Source organism: Streptomyces sp. cmx-4-9 (assembly GCF_046548835.1).
Classification (GTDB): Bacteria; Actinomycetota; Actinomycetes; order Streptomycetales; family Streptomycetaceae; genus Streptomyces.
Map to the genome: position 1 here is coordinate 369996 of NZ_JAEBEE010000005.1, position 17959 is coordinate 387954.

Annotated in this window: 14 protein-coding genes; 9 read left to right on the top strand and 5 right to left on the bottom strand. The window is 72.9% G+C overall.

Features of this window, described 5'->3' with window-relative positions; all coding sequences use genetic code 11:
• Positions 1-73: 73 nt before the first annotated feature.
• The 4 genes from ACLJTM_RS17860 to ACLJTM_RS17875 all read right to left on the bottom strand — a co-directional run bounded on the left by ACLJTM_RS17860 (position 74) and on the right by ACLJTM_RS17875 (position 5304).
• Positions 74-1465, bottom strand: coding sequence for a DUF1996 domain-containing protein (locus ACLJTM_RS17860; protein WP_411104594.1), 1392 nt, complete (start codon positions 1463-1465; stop codon positions 74-76).
• Positions 1462-2160, bottom strand: a complete 699-nt coding sequence (locus tag ACLJTM_RS17865; protein ID WP_411104595.1) for a DUF4142 domain-containing protein — start codon at positions 2158-2160, stop codon at positions 1462-1464. The genes ACLJTM_RS17860 and ACLJTM_RS17865 overlap by 4 nt, the downstream gene beginning before the upstream one ends.
• Before the next feature lie 394 nt (positions 2161-2554).
• Positions 2555-4267: an alpha-amylase family glycosyl hydrolase gene (locus ACLJTM_RS17870; RefSeq protein ID WP_411104596.1), complete on the bottom strand. Its 1713-nt coding sequence runs from the start codon at positions 4265-4267 to the stop codon at positions 2555-2557.
• A 2-nt stretch (positions 4268-4269) separates the two neighbouring features.
• The gene (locus tag ACLJTM_RS17875; protein WP_411104597.1) at positions 4270-5304 is read right to left on the bottom strand and encodes a questin oxidase family protein; all 1035 of its coding nucleotides are present in this window, start codon (positions 5302-5304) and stop codon (positions 4270-4272) included.
• Positions 5305-5895: 591 nt separating this feature from the next.
• Between ACLJTM_RS17875 and ACLJTM_RS17880 the strand changes: the two genes are divergently transcribed.
• The 9 genes from ACLJTM_RS17880 (at position 5896) to ACLJTM_RS17920 (ending at position 15924) form a co-directional block, all read left to right on the top strand.
• Positions 5896-7656 (top strand): WD40 repeat domain-containing protein, encoded by a 1761-nt coding sequence (locus tag ACLJTM_RS17880; RefSeq protein WP_411104598.1) that lies wholly within the window; start codon positions 5896-5898, stop codon positions 7654-7656.
• 29 nt (positions 7657-7685) lie between these two features.
• Positions 7686-8477 carry a GTP cyclohydrolase II RibA gene (ribA, locus tag ACLJTM_RS17885; RefSeq protein WP_411104599.1) on the top strand — a complete coding sequence of 264 codons (792 nt, stop codon included), beginning with the start codon at positions 7686-7688 and terminating at the stop codon, positions 8475-8477.
• Complete coding sequence (locus ACLJTM_RS17890; protein ID WP_411104600.1) at positions 8474-9484, top strand: formylglycine-generating enzyme family protein; 1011 nt, start codon at positions 8474-8476, stop codon at positions 9482-9484. The genes ribA and ACLJTM_RS17890 overlap by 4 nt, the downstream gene beginning before the upstream one ends.
• Before the next feature lie 6 nt (positions 9485-9490).
• Positions 9491-10576 carry a glycosyltransferase family 4 protein gene (locus tag ACLJTM_RS17895; protein ID WP_411104601.1) on the top strand — a complete coding sequence of 362 codons (1086 nt, stop codon included), beginning with the start codon at positions 9491-9493 and terminating at the stop codon, positions 10574-10576.
• Positions 10577-10685: 109 nt separating this feature from the next.
• On the top strand, positions 10686-11621 hold the full coding sequence (locus tag ACLJTM_RS17900) for a nucleoside hydrolase (protein WP_411104602.1): 936 nt from the start codon (positions 10686-10688) through the stop codon (positions 11619-11621).
• 28 nt (positions 11622-11649) lie between these two features.
• Entirely contained in the window at positions 11650-13074 is a 1425-nt protein-coding gene (locus ACLJTM_RS17905) for an MFS transporter (RefSeq protein ID WP_411104603.1), read from the top strand.
• A complete protein-coding gene (locus tag ACLJTM_RS17910; protein ID WP_411104604.1) occupies positions 13071-13877 on the top strand; it encodes a hypothetical protein in 807 nt (268 codons plus the stop codon). Before ACLJTM_RS17905 ends, ACLJTM_RS17910 begins: the two co-directional genes overlap by 4 nt.
• Positions 13874-15235, top strand: coding sequence for an NCS2 family permease (locus tag ACLJTM_RS17915; RefSeq protein WP_411104605.1), 1362 nt, complete (start codon positions 13874-13876; stop codon positions 15233-15235). Before ACLJTM_RS17910 ends, ACLJTM_RS17915 begins: the two co-directional genes overlap by 4 nt.
• 32 nt (positions 15236-15267) lie before the next feature.
• Positions 15268-15924, top strand: a complete 657-nt coding sequence (locus ACLJTM_RS17920; protein ID WP_411104606.1) for an HD domain-containing protein — start codon at positions 15268-15270, stop codon at positions 15922-15924.
• Between the two features lie 130 nt (positions 15925-16054).
• On the opposite strand, the gene ACLJTM_RS17925 is transcribed toward ACLJTM_RS17920, so the two are convergent.
• Positions 16055-17725: a carbohydrate binding domain-containing protein gene (locus ACLJTM_RS17925; RefSeq protein ID WP_411104607.1), complete on the bottom strand. Its 1671-nt coding sequence runs from the start codon at positions 17723-17725 to the stop codon at positions 16055-16057.
• Positions 17726-17959: the final 234 nt, after the last annotated feature.

A 17959-nucleotide genomic window follows, 5' to 3' on the forward strand; every position in this document is an offset into this window, starting at 1 on the left:
CCGTGATCAGGGGGCCGGGCCGGGGTCATTATGTCAGGTACGCGTCATTCGGTGGGTGGTGCCGGCCGCCCGGTCACGTGCAGTTGCGGCCGCTGTTGATGCAGTCCACCGCCTTGGACATCAGCCCGTTCGACATCACGTTGATGAAGTCGCCGTGGTCGGTCACCGGCTTGTGCAGCTGCTCGGGGAAGCTGTCCACCGCGAAACGGGCGCCGGGGGAGACCCCGTAGGTGATCCGCTGCACGAGCTGCGGCAGGGCGGTGAACCCCTTCTTGCAGCGGCCGTTCTGGTCCGCGAAGGCCACGTGCGTGCGGTGGTTGGCACTGTCGGTGTTCTTGCCGTCCCAACAGCTCTGGAAGGTGAAGGTGCGCACCACGTCACTGCCCTTGGGGCAGATCGGGTACTTGTCCTTCAGCTGCCGGTTCTCGAAGCCGGTGCAGCTCCACGAGGCGTTGGCGTTCGCGGTGCCGTTCGTGAAGGCCTTGGCGTCCCCCGTGATGATGCGCAGGAAGCGGGGCATGGCCGTGACCTTCCCGACGGGGCTCCCCTTGAAGGTGGTGGTCACCTGCTTCGGCCGCAGGATGGTCCCGACGTTGCCGTCCTGGCCGCCGCCGGGCGCCTTGGCGTCCTTCTCCGCCTTGCCGTCGCGCAGTCGCAGCACCGGCCAGTAGTAGGTCGACTGGTCGCCGTTGCTGCACGTGGTTCCGGAGGCGGCGAGGCTGTCGTTGGTGGAGAAGGCGTCGGTGGACTTGTTCCCCACGTAGTCGTGCATGTGGTGCGCGCCGTTGGAGACGCCGGGGGCGACGATCACGTTGTCGGGGTTGAAGTGGCCGTTCTCGTTGCGGCCGCACCGCGAGCTGAAGGACCCCGTCGAGGCGCGGCCCGAGGCGGCCGGGGTGCGCACGTTCGGCCGGACCTTGGTGATGTTGACGAAGTCCCCGCGGGCCGGGGCGCCCTTGCGCGAGGCGGCGGCCGCGCCCTGCTGGCCCGCCGCGGCCAGGGCCTGGGCGTCCGGTGCCTGCGCGCCCTCGTCCGCGATGTCGGCCTGCTTCATCTCACACGTCTTCAGCGCGTCCAGGCCCTCCGGCTTGGCGCCGCCGGAGCGGCCGATCGCCTCGGACACCGCGGCGATGGACTTCCCGCGCTGGTCCTGCAGTTCGCCGAGGAGCGGGTCGCCGGCGGCCTCCCCGGCGGCGAGCCGCCGGTAGGCGTCGGCCACCTGGTCGTCGAGGGCGGCGAGCTTCTCGTCCACCTCGGGCTTGGCCTGGTCGGGGACGGCGGTGAGCTTGTCACCCACGTCCGGGCAGTCGATGGTGGCGGTCACCTGCGTCGTACGGTCGCCCTCCTGGCCCGCGGAGGCGTTGCCGGCGACCACGGCGACCCCGCCGCCGCCCAGTACGAGGGCGGAGACCACGGCCAGGAGTTTGTTCGACACACGGGGGCGTTTGTGGCCCTTCGGGCTCATGCGATCACTTCACTTCGTCGGTCGGACATCAAAGGGGCGGAACGTGCGGAGCGGGCGGGCGCGGGCACCGTCTTGCCGTCGACGAGCGAGTCGAAGTCGACGAGCCCGCTGTCCTCCAGGACCGTGATGTGGTCCAGGACCGTGGCGTTCGCCGAGGTGGCGAGGGCCCGCACCATGGAGTTCTGGGTCTGGGCCCGGATCCCGGCCAGCAGCGCGAACACCTTTCCGTGCGCCCGGCGCAGCAGCTGGACGAACAGCCGCTCGTACTCCTCTCCGGCCTTGGCTTCGGTCAGCTGCCCCAGCCACTCCTGCTGCTGGACGCTGGGCTGGTTCGGCAGGTCCACGCCGAGGGCCTGTCCCACCTGGATGACCTGCCGGTCCAGGTCGGTGTGGCCCTCGACGAGGTGCTCCCCGGCGGTACGCACCGAGGGGCGCGTCCCGCGCTGCTGGGCCTGGCGCCCGGCCGGCAGCTCCCACAGCCCGGCCAGCCGCACCTTGCGCACGAAGTCCCGGTCAGCCGGGGTCAGCGGCCCGTACGCCGTACTCAGGATTCCGGCGCCGTCGTCCTCCGCTGCCGGAGCCGCGGCGGCCGAGGAACGCCCGCCGAAGCTCTCCACGGGGATCAGCAGGGCGACCAGCGTCAAGGCCAGGGCGGCGATGACGACGACGCTTCCGATCGCGTATCTGGTGGCCACCGAAAAGCCGCTGACGGATCTCCGCCGCAATGACAGCACAAGTGCCTCCTCGCTCCGTGGGCCGGGAGGGGCGGGGCCCGCAGGGCCTGCAGACGCCCTGCGGTGCACACCCGCAATCCCGGGGTGCCACGGGACGCTAGTGCCACTGGCGGTGCCGTCGGCGCGGGTCCATCACCATCGGACAAACATCGGGGCGCCCCCCGGAAAGGCTGCTACGGTGCCGCCACCGAGGCCTCCCCGAAGGGGCCGGCACGGCCCCTTCCCACGCCCTGCCCCCGCGCGCGCGCGTACGCGTGCCCCGCAGGCCGGGGACCCGGTGGCCGGGCGGGCTGCGCACCTGGTGTGCGGGCCGCGGGCGGAGCGGGGCCACGGCTTACGGGTGCCGGGTGCCGGGCTACGGGTGTCGGGTCCAGATCGCCCCTTCGTGCGGGGACAGGACCCGGGCGTCGGCGGGGGGACGGGGGACGGGCGCCGTGGTGAGGCGCCGCCGCCAGGAAGGCGCGGCGGATGCGCCGGTGAGGCGGACGGGGGCCGCCGTCAGGTTGAGGGTGACCAGGAGGGGGCCGGCGCCGTCCGGACCGGTACGGGTGTAGGCCAGCACGCCGGGGGGTGCGGCGGTGAACCCGATCGCGCCGGGCCCGAGCGCCGGGTGCTCCCGGCGCAGTGCCAGGACCGCCCGGGTGAGGCGGAGCAGGGAGCCGGGGTCGTCCTCCTGGGCGGCGGCGTCACCGCCCGGGGGCAGGGCCAGGGGGAGCCAGGGCCGCACCCCGGGCGCGGTGAACCCCGCATGGGGCCCGGCGTTCCACGGCATGGGCGAGCGGGCCGGGTCGCGGCTCAGCCCGGGGGTGCGCAGCCCCCAGGGGTCCCGGATGTCCGCGGGGCCGATGTGCGCGTCCGGCAGGCCGAGTTCGTCGCCGTTGTACAGGATCGCCGCTCCGGGGAGGGTCAACAGCAGGAGCATCGCGTTCGGCGCCTGGTCCGCGCCGACGCGGGAGGCGACCCGCGGGTCGTCGTGGCTGCCCGCCACCCAGGTCGGGACCGCCCCGGCGGGCAGGGCGTCCACGACCTCGCGTACCAGTCCTTCGATCGCCTCCGGCTCCCAAGGGGTCTGGAGCAGGCCGAAGTTGATCGGGAGGTGGATCTCGTCGAGGCCCTGCCCGAAGTAGCTGCTCCACACCTTCCAGTCGTAGGCGTGGACCTCCCCCAGGCAGATCCGTTCGGCGGGTCCGTCCCCGTACCCGTCGAGCAGGGTGCGGAACTCGCGGTAGACAGTGTGCAGATCGGGGTGGCCCTGGTCGTGCAGGTGCAGCTGGCTGTCGTACCCGCCCATGGGGCGGTGGTGGGCCACCGCCCCCACGGGGGCCGGCGGGTTGTCCCGCAGTGCGGGGTCCTTGGCGACGAGGGGCGCGCAGTCCACGCGGAACCCGTCGACACCGCGGTCGAGCCAGAACCGGGCCACGTCGAACATGGCCTCCTTCACCTCCGGATTGCGCCAGTCGAGGTCCGGCATGGAGGGGAGGAAGGAGTGGAGGTAGAACTGGCCGCTGTCCTCGTCCAGGGTCCAGGCGGACTCCCCGAACAGGGTGATCCAGTTGTTCGGGGGACCGCCGCCGGGAGCCGGGTCCCGCCACACGTACCAGTCGCGCCGCCGGCCGCCGGGCGGAGCGCTGCGGGACTCCCTGAACCACGGGTGCTCGCTGGACGTGTGGTTGGGGACGTAGTCGATCAGTACCCGCAACCCGTGGGAGTGAGCCGTGGCCAGGAGTGCGTCGAAGTCCGACAGCCGCCCGAAGAGGGGGTCCACGGCGGTGTGGTCCCGGATGTCGTACCCGAAGTCCGCCATGGGGGAGGAGAAGAACGGGGAGAGCCAGAGCGCGTCCACCCCCAGGGACGCGAGGTGGGGGATGCGGCGGCTGACGCCCGGCAGGTCCCCGACCCCGTCGCCGTCGGTGTCCAGGAAGCTGCGCGGGTAGACCTGGTAGACCACGGCGTCGTGCCACCAGCGCGGCCCCGCCGCGGGCCCGCGCCCATGTCCGTACCCGCGGCCGTACGCGTGGCGCTGCCCGCGCCCGGACTCGTCCTCGGCCCCCTCCCCGTGCCCGGTCACGGTCAGAAGGAGCCCGTCTCGCAGCGGCGGACCCAGTCGGTCGCGGCGACGGCGTACGCCGGGTCGGGGCGCAGCGCGTCCTCGCGGCGGCAGGCCTCCACATACTTGATGGCGTGCGGGTCCTCGGTGGCCAGGGCCCGTTCGGCGAGTACGGCGTAGTCCCGGGCCGGCTCCTCGGGGTGGTGCTCGCGCCGGCCGGTCCCGTAGGCGCTGCGGATGGCCGCGGAGAAGCGGACGGCGGCGGCGACGGTGGGCCAGTGCAGTTCCGGCGGCAGGTGCGGCAGGACCAGCCGGGCCGCCGCCGGTGTGGTGAGGGCGTGGACGAAGGCCATGGGGGTCTTGTGGTCGTCGGTGAGGTAGCTGCCCGCCGCGGCGCGGGTCAGCCGGCTGAGCGCACGGTCGGCGTCGTCCTCGGGCAGCAGGGAGTCCACGGCGGGCGCGAAGTCGGGCTCCAGCCAGACCGTTTCGAGCCGGATCCGGAAGATCATGCCCATGCCCTGGTCGCTGCGCAGCTTGGGGACGGCCTCCCAGGCCTGCAGCAGGTCGCGGGCGCGCGGGGTGGCCGGAGCCGCGGGGAGTTCCTGGTATCGGGCGGCCCAGTAGCCCAGCCCCCGGGCAAGCTCTTCCAGGCGCCAGGGGGTGTGGGCCTCCGTCAGCATCCGTACGGCGTGCCCGGTGCGGATGACGCCGTGGCCGCCCCCGGCGGCGAAGCCGTCCAGCAGGCGCGGCCACCACCGGGCGAGGACCTCGGTCCAGGGTGCGCTGTCCAGCTCCCGCCGGAAGAATTCGTTCCAGTCGCCGAGCAGGCGCATGTTGCCCAGGGCGGGCTGCCAGGTGTCGTGGGTGATCTCCTGGAAGCGTCCGTAGGTGTCCTCGTACAGGACCTTGCGGTACGAGGACACCCAGGCCCCGATGGACGCCCCGTGTCCGAGCTGTCCGAGAGCCTCTGCGGCCATGGGTCCGTGGTTGCTCACTCCGGGGCCGAACTCGGGTCCGGAGTCGCTGAGGTAGTGAAGGGCGCCGTCCAGGTCGTTCACCGTTCCCCCTAGATCGATACCTCTCCATGGAAGGGTGCGGCGAGCCCCTACAGCAACATGGCATGTACACATTGGCTTGTTCTGCCGTGGGTACGCGGGGCGGCGGCGGGTGCATCCCGGCGGCCCGCGGAAAGCCGGGCCGTGCCGGACGATCAAGGACCGGTTCGGTCCGCGCAGGCGGGGCCCGGTGGGCGAGCGCAAGGATCACCGCATCCCGGGGGAGCGGCGTACGGGCGGCCCGGAGCGGCAGGCCAGTGAAAACAGGACAGCCGGGAGGCAGCCGTTGACCTCGGCATGTGCCAATAGCTAGTGTCCGACTTCGTCCGAGCTGAAGTCCGCCCTCGCCCCACCGGTCGGTTCCGGCAGCTCATTCCATCGGCGGGTATCGCCGTTCAGTCGTTCGCGCACCTGCCGACGCTCCCCTTTCGGCATTCGACATTCCCGATCCGCGGTTCACGGTTCACGGTTCACGGTTCACGGTTCACGGTTCACCCTTCACCGTTTCCCTTTTCCTGCCGGTCCCTCTCTCCGTACGGGCGCACAGCCATGCCTGCGAACGGGGGCGACCTCGCGTGACGATGAGGAGAATTCATGATCAAGCACACGTCGCCGATCAGTGGAATCGACGCTCACGGCGATCTCGTGGTAACTGCCGGATATGACAACCGGATCATCTTATGGAATGCGTTAACCCGTACGGCCATGACCGAGGCGCGCCACGACCACCTGGCCAACCAGTGCCGGTTCTCCTCGTCCGGCCGCATCGTGGTGACATCGAGCAGCGACTACTCGGCGCGCCTGTGGTCGGTTCCGGACCTGAGGCTCATCAGCGTCCTCACGGACCAGAAGGACGATGTGGAGATGACCGTCGTCTCACCCGACGAAACCCGGGTGGCGACCGCCTCGCGTGACCACATCGCGCGGATATACGACCTGGACGGGCGGCTCATCCACCGGCTGGAGGGACACGAGGAAGACGTCCTGTCCGTCGAATGGGTCCGGGACGGAGCCGAGTTGGTGACCACCAGCGACGACGGGACGGTGCGCCGCTGGGACGCCGCCGACGGCGCCCTGCTGAGCACCGTGGACCTCGGGGACGTCGAGACGGACACCGTCGCGGTCCTCGGCGTGGACCGTTTCGCCCTCGGCAACGACGCGGGGGAACTGATCCTGATCGACCCCTCGGGCACCCGCCGCCACCGCGTCCACGACGCCGGGATCAAACGGATCGCCTACGACGCCGACGCCGGACTCCTGCTCAGCTCCAGCTACGACCGCACCGTCCGGCTGTGGCGGCTCGCGCCGGGCGCCGACCCCGTCCACCTCCTGACGAGCGAGGTGCCCGCCGAGGTGTGGCTGCGCTCCTGCGCCAGGCTGGACGCGACCCGCTGGGTCTTCGGCACCTTCGGATCGAGCTACGCCGTCTTCGACCGGGCCGACGGCAGCTGGGACCTGACCGGAGTCACGCCCACGCCCGGACTCAACGCGGTGACAAACGCCCCCGCGGGCCGGTTCACCGTCGGCGACAGCGGAGCCGTGCGGCGCGACGGCGAGACGGTGGCCGAACTGGGCAGCTGCTGCAACTTCATCACCGCCGTCGCGGGCACCGTCGTCAGCGGCGGCCAGCTCGGCGCCCTGTACGACGCGACCACCGGAGCCCTCCTGCACCAGCACCGCTCCCCGCTCAACTGCGCGGCCGTCCACACCTCCGCGGACGGCGAGACCCTCGTGGTCGGCACGTACACCGGGGAGGCACTCGTCCTGCGGGACACGGCCGGCACCGGTCTGCAACTGGTCGGCGAACACCGCATCCAGGACAACGCCGTCAAGGGGGTGGCGGTCCAGGGCGACGTGCTGTTCAGCGTGTGCGCCACCGGCGCCGCAGCCTGGCACTCCCTGCCGGACCTGAAGTCCGTCGCCACCGACGACGCGGCGCACGCCCGCATCGCCAACGGGGCGGCCGCCCTCCCGGACGGGCGGTTCGTCAGCGTGAGCCGGGACCTGACCCTGCGGATCTGGACCGCGGCCGGGGAACCGGAGGCGGTGGTGAACACCCCGCACCTCAACAGCATCAAGTGCGTGGCCGTCGACCCGCACACCAGCCTGATCGCGACGGGCGGCTACCACGGCCAGGTCGCCGTCTACGATCCCGGCTCCGGGGCGTGGGTGTCCGACACGCGGCCGACTCCCTCGGGGATCTCCGCACTGGCCCCCGCCGGCAGCCCCGGCCGGTTCCTGGCCTCCTCCTACGACGGCTGCGTGTACGAGATCGCCGCCGGTGCCGCCGACACCGCCGATGCCGCTGACACCGCTGACACCGCCGGTGCCGGCGCCGGCCGGGACAGCCGGTGACGGCGGCCGGCGAGGCCCCCGTGGTGCGCTTGGCGAGCGCCCCCCTGCCCGTCGCCTCCACCCTGATGCAGCTGACCGTCTTCGGGCAGGTAGCCGCCGACGGGCAGGAGACCGAGGAGGTCGTCACCCTGCGGACGGTCTCGCCGCGCAGTGAAACCGCCGCGCCGCCGATCGTACGGATCCACAGCGCCTGCTTCACCGGGGACGTGCTCGGCTCCGAGAAGTGCGACTGCGGCCCGCAGCTCCACGCCGCCCTCGACGCCGTCGTCCGGTCGCACAACGGGGTGCTGGTCTACATGCTCCGCCAGGAGGGCCGCGGCATCGGGCTGGCCAACAAGATCCGTGCGTACGCGCTCCAGGCGGCCGGCCACGACACCATCAGCGCCAACCTCGCCCTGGGCTTTCCGGCGGAGGGCCGCGACTTCCGGATGGCCGCCGACTGCCTGCGCCAGCTCGGCATCACCCGGGTGCGGCTGATGACCAACAATCCGAAGAAGGTCGAAGGACTCGCCGCCCAGGGCATCGCGGTCGAGGACCGGGTGCCGCTGGGCGGCTTCCGCACCCCCTTCAATGAGGCCTATTTGGAGGTCAAGGACCGCCTGATGGGACACCTCGACGCACTCGGCCTCGGCCTCGCCGCCGATCCGGGCCGTCCGGCCGCCGCCCTCGGTGCCCCTGCCCTCGATGCCACCGCTCTCGCAGCGGCCGCCCTCGAAGCAGCCGGGCTTGAAGCGGCCGCGCTGGACGCCACCGCCCTCGAAGTGACCGCCCTGGAAGCAGCCGCATTCGAGGCCGCCGCCTCGGGCCGGAGGGCGCCGTGACCCGCATCGCGCACACCGACCTGGTCGACGCCGACATCAACGCCCTCACCGACCGGGCGGCGATGGGCCTGCCCGAGGGCTATGTGGAACCGAGGGCCGAGCGTCTCGACTGCTACACCCAGGTCGCCGGCCACTCGGCCGCCGAACTGGCCGCCCTCGTCGAGGACCCGGCGCTCACCCTCGAACACCGCCTGGCGGCCGGCACCGCCCTCGCCCTCGCGGGCGACCCCCGCACCCGCTGGGACGCACCCCAGATGCTGCCCGTCCCCGCCGGACAGGCCCTCATCGGCACACCCGTGGACGAGGTCGACGAACTGCACGCCGACGCAGCCCGGTTCGGGGTGCAGCGGTCCTGGGTGGAGAAGGAGTGCCCGCGCCACGCCCGGCCGGTCGCCGCCTTCGCCCTCGCCCGGTACCCCGTCACCAACGCCGAGTTCGCCGTGTTCCTCAAGGACACCGGGCACCCGGAACTGCCGAGCAACTGGCACTACGGCAGGTTCGACCCCGCCACCGCCAACCACCCGGTCTACACCGTCACCGCGGAGGCCGCCGACCGGTACGCGCTCTGGCTGGCCCGCCGCACCGGCCGCCGCTTCCGGCTCCCCACCGAGCAGGAGTGGGAGTACGCGGCGGGCGGACCCGAAGGGCTGCGCCACCCCTGGGGCCGCACCTGGAACCCCCTCGCGGCGAACACGCTGGAGACGGGCCTCCTCATGGCCAGCCCTGTCGGGGCCTTTCCCGACGGCCGGTCCTGGTGCGGGGCCCTGGACATGGCGGGCAACGTGGAGGAGTACACCAGCAGCACCTACGGGCCCTACCCGGGCGGGACGCTCGTCCGCGACGACCTGTACCTGCGGCTCGGCGCGTACCGCATCGCCCGGGGCGGGGCCTTCAACCGCTTCCGCGACCTCGCCCGCTGCCAGCGCCGCCACGGACCCTACCCGCGCTCGCTGTACGCGATGGGCTTCCGGCTGGCCGAGGACACCGACACCAGCGGCGAAGGGTGACGCGCGGTGCGCATCGTACAGATCCACTGGACCGGACTCCCGGTCACCGGTGGCGTGGAGACCCACCTGGAGGCCCTGTCCGCGCAGCTCGCCGCCCTGCCCTGCGAGGTGCGGGCCGTCACCGGCACCCGGGAGTCCCCGGGGTGCATCCATGAACCGGTCCTCGACATCGGCGTGCCCTTCGACCCCGCCGGGGCCGAGCGGCTCGCCGCACTGTGCCGGGACGCGGACGTCGTGCACTGGCACAACCCGCAGTGGCACAAGGCCGAGGCGGTGACCGCCACCGTGGCGGCGCTGCACGCCCGGGGCTGGCAGGGCCGCTTCGTCTTCGACCTGCACAACATCGACGAGCGGCCCGAGCAGTGGGAGTTCCTCGCAGGCCTCCCCGGACCGCTGGCCGTCCACTCGCCCTTCGTCGCCGCGGAAACCAGCCGACGGCTGCCCGGGGCGCAGACCACCGTGCTCCCGCTGGCCCTGCCCCTGGCGGAGGAGCCCTTCCGACTGCCCGCGACCGGCGGCACCACCGTGCTGCAACCCAGCCGGATGACCCGCTGGAAGGGCTCGCACCTGAGCCTGGAGGCGTCCTTGACGCTGTTGGACGAAGGCCGCGACCTGCACTTCGTGCACGCCGGGACCCGCCACCTCATCTGGCCCCCCGGCATCCCCGAACCCCTGATGGAACGGGCGGCGGTGTGGCAGGACAAGGGCCGCGTGCACTTCACCCACTACCGTCCCGCGCAGAGCTGGTCCGCGATCCGGGCCGCCGACGTCGTGGTCCACCCGACGATCGACCGGGGCGCGCACGGGGAGCCCTTCTCGCTGTCCGTCGCGCAGGCCGTCATCTGCGGCCGCCGCATCGTCGCCAGCGACTCGGGCAACCTGCCCCTGCTGTTGCGGGACTACTCCGCCGCCACCCTCGTACCCGCCGGGGACCTCGGGGCGCTCACCGAAGCCCTCCGGGAGGCGGTGGCACGGCCCGCCACCGCACCGACCGAAGGCGACCGGGCACTGGGCCGCCGACTGCGCGAGTCCTTCGCCACCGCGGGCCGCCGCCACCTGGCCTTCTACCGGACCCTCACGGGTCCTCGGTGACCCGCCCGGCCGCATCCCGCCCCGCACCGCCGTCCCCCGTACCGCCGTCCCCCGCCGTCCCCCCCGTACCGGACCGCCGCCGCCCGGCCGACACCCCCTGGAGCCCTGCATGCCCACCCCCGTCATCCTGGACTGCGACCCCGGCCACGACGACGCGATGGCCATCCTCCTCGCCGTCGGCGACCCCCGCATCGACCTGCGCGCCGTGACCACCAGCGCCGGCAACCAGACCGTGGCCAAGACGGCCCTCAACGCCCGGCGGATGTGCGCCCTCGCCGGTGCCTTCGACGTACCCGTCGCGGCCGGCTACCCCAAACCGCTCACCGGTCCGCTGCTCATCGGCGACGACGTGCACGGCGAAACGGGCCTGGACGGATGGGACTTCCCCGATCCGGCCGAGGTCCCGCTGCACTCCGCACACGCCGTCGACCTCATCCACGGCCTGCTCGCCGACAGCCCCGAACCCGTCACCCTCGTCGTCACGGGCCCCCAGACCAACATCGCGGGCCTCCTCGCCCTCCACCCCGAGGACCGGCACCGCATCAAGGAGATCGTCTGCATGGGCGGGGCCACCCACCGCGGCAACACCCAGCCCTACGCCGAGTACAACATCCTGGTCGACCCCGAAGCGGCCCACGAAGTGCTCGCCAGCGGCGTCCCCATGACGTACTGCGGCCTCAACGTGACCCACCAGGCCCCGGTCACCCGCGAGGTGCTGGACCGGATCCTCGACGTGGGCACGCACATCAGCAAGGTGTCGGCCGCCCTCCTCGCATTCCGCTCCGGCACCTACGACCAGATCTGGGACCTGCCCGACGCCCCGCTGCACGACCCGGTGGCCATCGCCCGGGTACTGGACCCGACCCTGGTGGAATGCGTCGAGGCACCCGTCTGCGTCGAACTGCGCGGCGAGTTCACCCGCGGCGCCACGGTGATCGACCTCTACGGTGTCACGGGGCGCGAACCCAACGCCCTGGTGGCGACCCGCCTGGACACGGAACGGTTCTGGGACGTGTTCCTCACGGCGCTCGCCGCCCTGGGATGACCTGCTGACCTCGGAAGGCTGACCCACCTTGCCCGCTTCTCCCGCACCGACACCGGGCGTTCGCCTCCTGACGGCGCTCGCCGGGGCCCAACTGCTGGTGGCACTGGACTTCTCCATCATCTACGTCGCGCTGCCCGACATCGGGGCCGGCCTGCACTTCTCCACCGTCGCCCTCCAGTGGATCGTCAGCGCCTACGCCATCTTCTTCGCCGGATTCCTGCTGCTGGGCGGACAGTTGGCGGACGCATTCGGCGCGGGGCGGGTGTTCCTCGCCGCGCAGCTGCTCTTCGCGGCGTCCTCGGTCGGCGCCGCGCTCTCCGGCTCCGCCGCCCCGCTGATCGCAGCGCGCGTCGGGCAGGGGGTCGCGGCGGCCCTGCTGGTCCCCGCCACCCTCGGCCTGCTGGGCGCGGCCTACCCGCCGGGTCCGCAGCGCGACCGGGCCGTGAGCGTGTGGGGCACCACGGGCGCCGTCGGCCTGGCCCTCGGGGTCACCGCCGGCGGCGCCCTGCTCGCCGCGGCGTCCTGGCCGTGGATCTTCTGGATCAACCTGCCCATCGTCGCGGTCTGCCTGGCCGCGGCCGGCAGCGCCCTGCGTTCCACCGGGGCGGCAGAGCGCGTCCCCGTCGCCGTCTCGGCCACCCTCTGCGCCTGCACCGCGGTCGTCGCCGTGGTGCTGGCCTGCACCGAGCTCTCCCGCGCCCACCCCTCCCTTCCCGTCGCCTCCGCCGCGCTGGCGGCAGCCGCCCTGGCCGGCGCCCTCCTCGTGCTCGGCCGCGGCCGCCGCCGGCCACTGGTGCCCCGCTCGCTGCTCCGGGTCCGCACCCTCCAGGTCGCCTGCCTGGCGGCCGCCCTCTACATGGCGAGTTTCGGAGCCGAGTTCTACCTCGTCACCCTGTACCTCCAGGAGGTACGGGCCTACAGCGCCCTCGCCGCCGGCCTGGCCTTCCTGCCGCTGGCCGGGGCCATCGTCGTGGGCAACACGGTGGCCGGCCGGCTCGCCGGACGCATGGCGCTGCAGCGGCTGCTGGCCGGCGCCTTCACCACCGGGGCCGGTGGACTCCTCGTCCTCGCCCTCGCGGCCGGGTCCGGCGGCGGGTACGCGGCGGGCATCCTGCCCGGACTGCTGCTCAGCGGCCTCGGCCAGGGCATGGCCTTCACCGGCATGTTCATCACCGGTACCCGGGACCTCCCGCCGGAGAGCAACGGCACCGGCAGCGCCCTCGTCACCACGGCCCAGTACACCGGCGGCTCCGTCGGCCTGGCCCTGCTCGTCCTGCTCCACGGGGAACGGCCCGCGGCGCCCGACTTCGAGCTGGCCTTCCTCGTCACCGCGGTGGTCGCCGCGGCCGCCGCACCGCTGGCGCTGCTCCTGCTCGCGCCCACGGGACGGGGCTCCGGCCCCGCCACCCGGCAAGAACAGCCCTCACAGCCCAAGACCGGAGGTCCACGATGAACACCGCCCGCTTACTCGACCGCACCGGACTCCTCCCGGAGGCCCGGCGCACCGTCGAGGAGTACGAGAAGGACCACCAGACCTACTTCAGCCACCTGGTCCACTTCGAGCCCGGCGCCCTCCAGGCGCTGCACGCCCCGGGCCCGCTGCCGGCCACCGTCCGCGTCGCCTCCGACATCCGCCCCGCGGTGGTCGACCGGATGGACACCGTCACGGAGATCGCCAACCTGCCCGCACAGAGCGGCGCGGACCGCGCCCGCTACCTCCAGGCGCTCCTCGACATCTACGGCCTGCTGCCCGCCCGGGTGCAGGAGAGCGCCGCCCGGCCCGGTACGACCGTGGTGGCCCCGGAACGCGAAGGGCGGATCCTGGCCGAACGCCTGGGCCTGCTCGCACAGCGCCGGAACTGGGCGCCGCAGGCCAAGCGCATACCCCTGGCCGGCGGGCTCCTCGTCGGCGTGGACGAATGGCTGCCCTCACAGGCCGACCGGCTGGTGATCGTCGACGGGGTGGTGGCCAGCGGCGTCACCCTGATGGCGGTGATGCGCCTGACGGCCCGCCCCGGAGCCACCGTCGAGATCTTCACCTGCCACGCGACGCGGCAGGGCGCCCTTGCCCTCGCCCGGTACGCGGACCGGCTGGAGGTGGCCCTGACCCTCCACGTCGGCCACGTCTCGGGCGAACTGAACGCGAAGTTCTACGCCGTGGCACCGGACGCCCCCGGCCGGCTGCTCCTCGGCGACGTGGGCGACACCATCAGTCCGGTCGCCGCCGCCTCCCCACCCCCCGGGAGCACGCCGTGACCCCGCCGCAGCACCCCGGCCGGGGGCCGGAACTGCTCAGCCGGGAACCGGCGGCCCGCCCCGGCGCCCTGGACCGGTACTTCCGCCTGACGGCCCGCGGCTCGACCTGGCAGCGCGAGGTCCTCGCCGGGGCCTCCACGTTCCTGGCCCTCTCCTACATCGTCGTGGTCAACCCAGCCGTCCTGGGCGAGGCGGGCATCCCGCACGCCGCCGCCTTCTTCGCGACGGCCGCCGTGGGAGGCCTGGCGACCCTCGCCATGGGGCTGTGGGCCCGGCTGCCGTTCGCGGTGGCACCCGGCATGGAGATGAACGCGATGATCGCGTTCTCCGTCGTCGGCACGCTCGCCTACACCTGGCCCGAGGCGCTGGGCATGGTGTTCTGGTCCGGTGTCGCCATGCTGGTCGTGTCCCTGCTGCGGTTGCGGGAAGCGGTGGTCGACGCGATCCCCGCGGAACTCCGTGCGGCCCTGGCCACCGCCGTCGGCGCCTTCATCGGCCTGGTGGGCCTGCAGATCGCCCACCTCGTCCGGACCTCCGACGGCCGGCTGTCCGGGCTCGGCGACTGGACGGCGCCGCCCGCCGTCGCCCTCTACACCGGCCTGGCCGTCGCCCTGCTGCTGGACGCGTTCGGCGCGCGGGCCGCGGCCGTCCTCGGCGGCATCGCCGCCTCCGCGCTGTACTGCGCCCTCGCGGGCGTCGAGGCCGCGGCGGTTGAGGGTACGGTCGAGGGGAGCGGGGCGGCCCTCTTCCGGTTCGACCTCACGGTGGTCGCCGACCCGCGGGCCTGGGGCGTGATCCTCGTCCTGTTCGCCCTGGACTTCTTCGGCAGCATTGCGAAGGTGGTGGGACTGTCGGCGGACACACCGCTCCAGGACGCCCACGGTAAGGTGCCCGGCATGCGCCAGGCACTGCTCGTGGACGCGGGCGCCACCGTGGCCGGGTCGGCCGCCGGCTCCTCCAGTTTCGTGGCGTTCGTGGAGAGCGCGGTGGGCATCCGCGCCGGAGCCAGGACCGGCATCGCCTCGGCGGTGACCGGAATCCTGCTGTTCTCCTGCCTGTTCCTCGCCCCGGTCCTGGCCCATGTCCCGGTGGAGGCCACCACCGGGGCCCTGGTCTTCGTGGCGGTCAAGATGCTGAGCGCCCGCCGGCCCGAGGCGGCGGACCGCCTCGGCCGGGCCGTCATGGTGACCGCGCTCCTCGTCACCGTGGCCACCCTCGCGATCGACCAGGCGATGGCCGCCGCCTTCGTGGTGTGCACCGTCGCCGGGGTCCTCGGCGGCCGCAGGCCCCGGCCCGCGCTGTGGGTGACCACCCTGCTGCTCGTGGCCGCCGTCGTCCTCCAGTACCTCAACCGCTGAGCCGCTGCTCACCGAACCTGCAAGGAGCCCGTATGACCCCCGAGGACCTCCCTCTCCTCGCCGCGTCCGTCCGCCAGCCCGAGGGGACCCCCGACCGGCTGCGGCAGCAGATCGAGTTCGTCATCGAGGTGGACCGCCTCAAGAACGTCTTCCGGCAGAGCCCGCTGCTGGCCGCCGACCGCAAGGAGAACGACGCCGAGCACTCCTGGCACCTCGCCCTGATGACCCTGGTCCTGGCGGAGCACGCCGACGAGCCCGTGGACACCAGCAAGGTGCTCGCCCTGGTCCTCGTCCACGACCTGGTGGAGATCTACGCGGGGGACACCTTCCTGTACGACACGGCGGGCGCCGCCGACCAGGAGGAACGCGAGCAGCGCGCCGCGGACAAGCTGTTCGCGCTCCTCCCGCCGGACCAGCAGGAGCACTTCCGGGCGCTGTGGGACGAGTTCGAGGCCCGTGAGACCCCCGAGGCCCGGTTCGCCAAGGCCATGGACCGCCTCCAGCCGCTGCTGCTCAACTACGGCAACCAGGGCGGCACATGGCGCACCCCGGGGGTGACGGAGGAGGTGGTGCTCGCCCGCAAGTCCGTGATCGGGGACGCTTCCGCCGGCCTGTGGGAGTACGCGCAGAGCCTGATCCGCACCGGTGCGGACCGGGGCTGGGTGCCCCGCGACCCCACCGGCGCCTGAGGGATCCGGCAGACCCGGTCCGCCCGGACCGGGTCTGCCGATCGATCAGCCGGCCTGATCGGCAGGCTCGTTCGGCCGGCTCGTTCGCGGCTCGTTCACCGGCTCGTTCGCGGCTCGATCACCGGCTTGATCAGCCGGTGAACCCGGCGGTGATGGAGGTGAACTGCCAGTCGCTCTGGGCGATTCCGGAGCAGGTCTCCTGGAGGCCGCCTCCGGGGCAGCCCCGGTCGCGGTTGACGGACCAGAACGCGAGCCGGGCGATGTGGTGGGCGTTGGCCCAGTCGCGGATGTCGGTCCAGTTCTGGACGGTGGTGGTCTCCTGGGTGTCGCTGACCCCGTTCATACCGGAGATGCCGATGTGGGAGTAGGCGGTGGCGTCGTCCCAGCCGTAGGTGGACTTGAGCTTGGCGGCGAGCCCCTGGGTGGCGCTCACCGTGCTCGCGTACATGTCGGTCGAGGCGTTGCCGAAGTCGAACGGCATGATCGTGAAGACGTCGATGCCCGCCCCGAGTTCCTTGGACCGTTCGATGAGCCGGTTGCCCCACGAGGTCGGCCCGGAGGTGCTGGTGCCGAAGGTCAGGATGGTCTTCAGGCCGGGGTTGTTCTGCTTGACGATCTTGAGCGCGCCGAGGATGCGGTCCTGGACCACGGCGTTCTCGAACTCGTCCGTGTTCTCGATGTCGACGTCGATGGCCTTCAGGCCGTAGGCGTCGATGACCTTCTGGTAGGCGCCGGCCAGGGCCTCGGGGGTGGCGCAGTTGGGGCCGAGCTTGTTGCCCTGCCAGCCGCCGATCGACGGGACGATGTCGCCGCCTGCCGCCCGGACGGCGTTGACGGTGGACTGGTCGACCCCGCCGGTCAGGGGGCGCTGACCGTCCCAGGCCGGGTTGCAGCCGCCGGAGGAGAGGATGAAGGCCATGGTGAACCACTTCACGCCCGTGGCGTTCATGACCGTCGTCGCACTCGGCGGGTTGCCCCAGCCCTGGTACAGGTAGGGCGCGGCCTGCTTGAAGCCGGCCGGGACCGTCCCGCCGTCGGTGGTGACGGCCAAGGCCGTCGAGGCGGGCGAGGTGTTGCCGGCCAGGTCGCGGGCGCGGACCGTGAAGGAGTACGCCGTGTCGGCGGCCAGGCCGGTGACGGTGGCGTTCGTGGTGGTGGAGGTCGCGACCTTGGCCGTGCCCCGGTAGACGTCGTAGCCGGTGACGCCGACGTTGTCGGTGGAGGCCGACCAGGCCAGCGAGACGCTGGAGGAGGTCTTGCCGGTGGCGGTGAGGCTGCCCGGTGCGGTCGGGGCGGAGGTGTCGGCGCCGCCGCCTCCGCCGGGGCCGTCGAGGCTGATGTCGTCGGCGTGGTACGTGCCCTGCCCGTACCAGCCGTTCACGTAGACCTCGGCGCTGGTCTGGGACGGGCCGGTGGTGAAGGAGGCGCTGAGCTTGGTCCAGGTGCCTGCAGAAGGGGTCCAGGTGGAGGCGCCGCCGGTGACGCCGAGGTACACGTAGCTGCCGCGGACCCACCCGGAGAGGGTGTAGGCGGTGTTCGGCTGGACGGCGACCGTCTGCGTGCACTTGGCGTTGTCGCCGGCGGTCGCGGCGCCGGCCAGTGCCCTGGCGCCGCCGTGCACGGGCGAGGCCACGACGGAGCCCAGGCCGCCTGAGCAGGACCAGCCGCCGGTGCCGCCGGTCTCGAAGTCTCCGTTGGCGAGCAGATTGGCGCCGAAGGCCGCGCCGGGTGTGCTCAGCACCGCGGCCGCGCCGAGCAGGGTGGCGCCCAGCCCGCAGGCCAGTCGAGTGGGGGTACGCACGGAAATGCCTCCAGAGGTGGGGGGAGGGGGGAGCGCAGCCGTGGGGTCACGCACGTGTGGGGGTGCCGGGAACCTAGTGCGCTGCACGTGCCGCCGTCAACAGGTCTGGACCAATTGGCCGGTGGGCGAACCCGCCGGGCGGCCAGGGGACTTGACGCATGCGCCCGGCGGATGGTCGCCGCCCGAGGTCCCGGCGGCCGGGACGGTACGACGGGGCGCTCCGGCCGGAGCGCT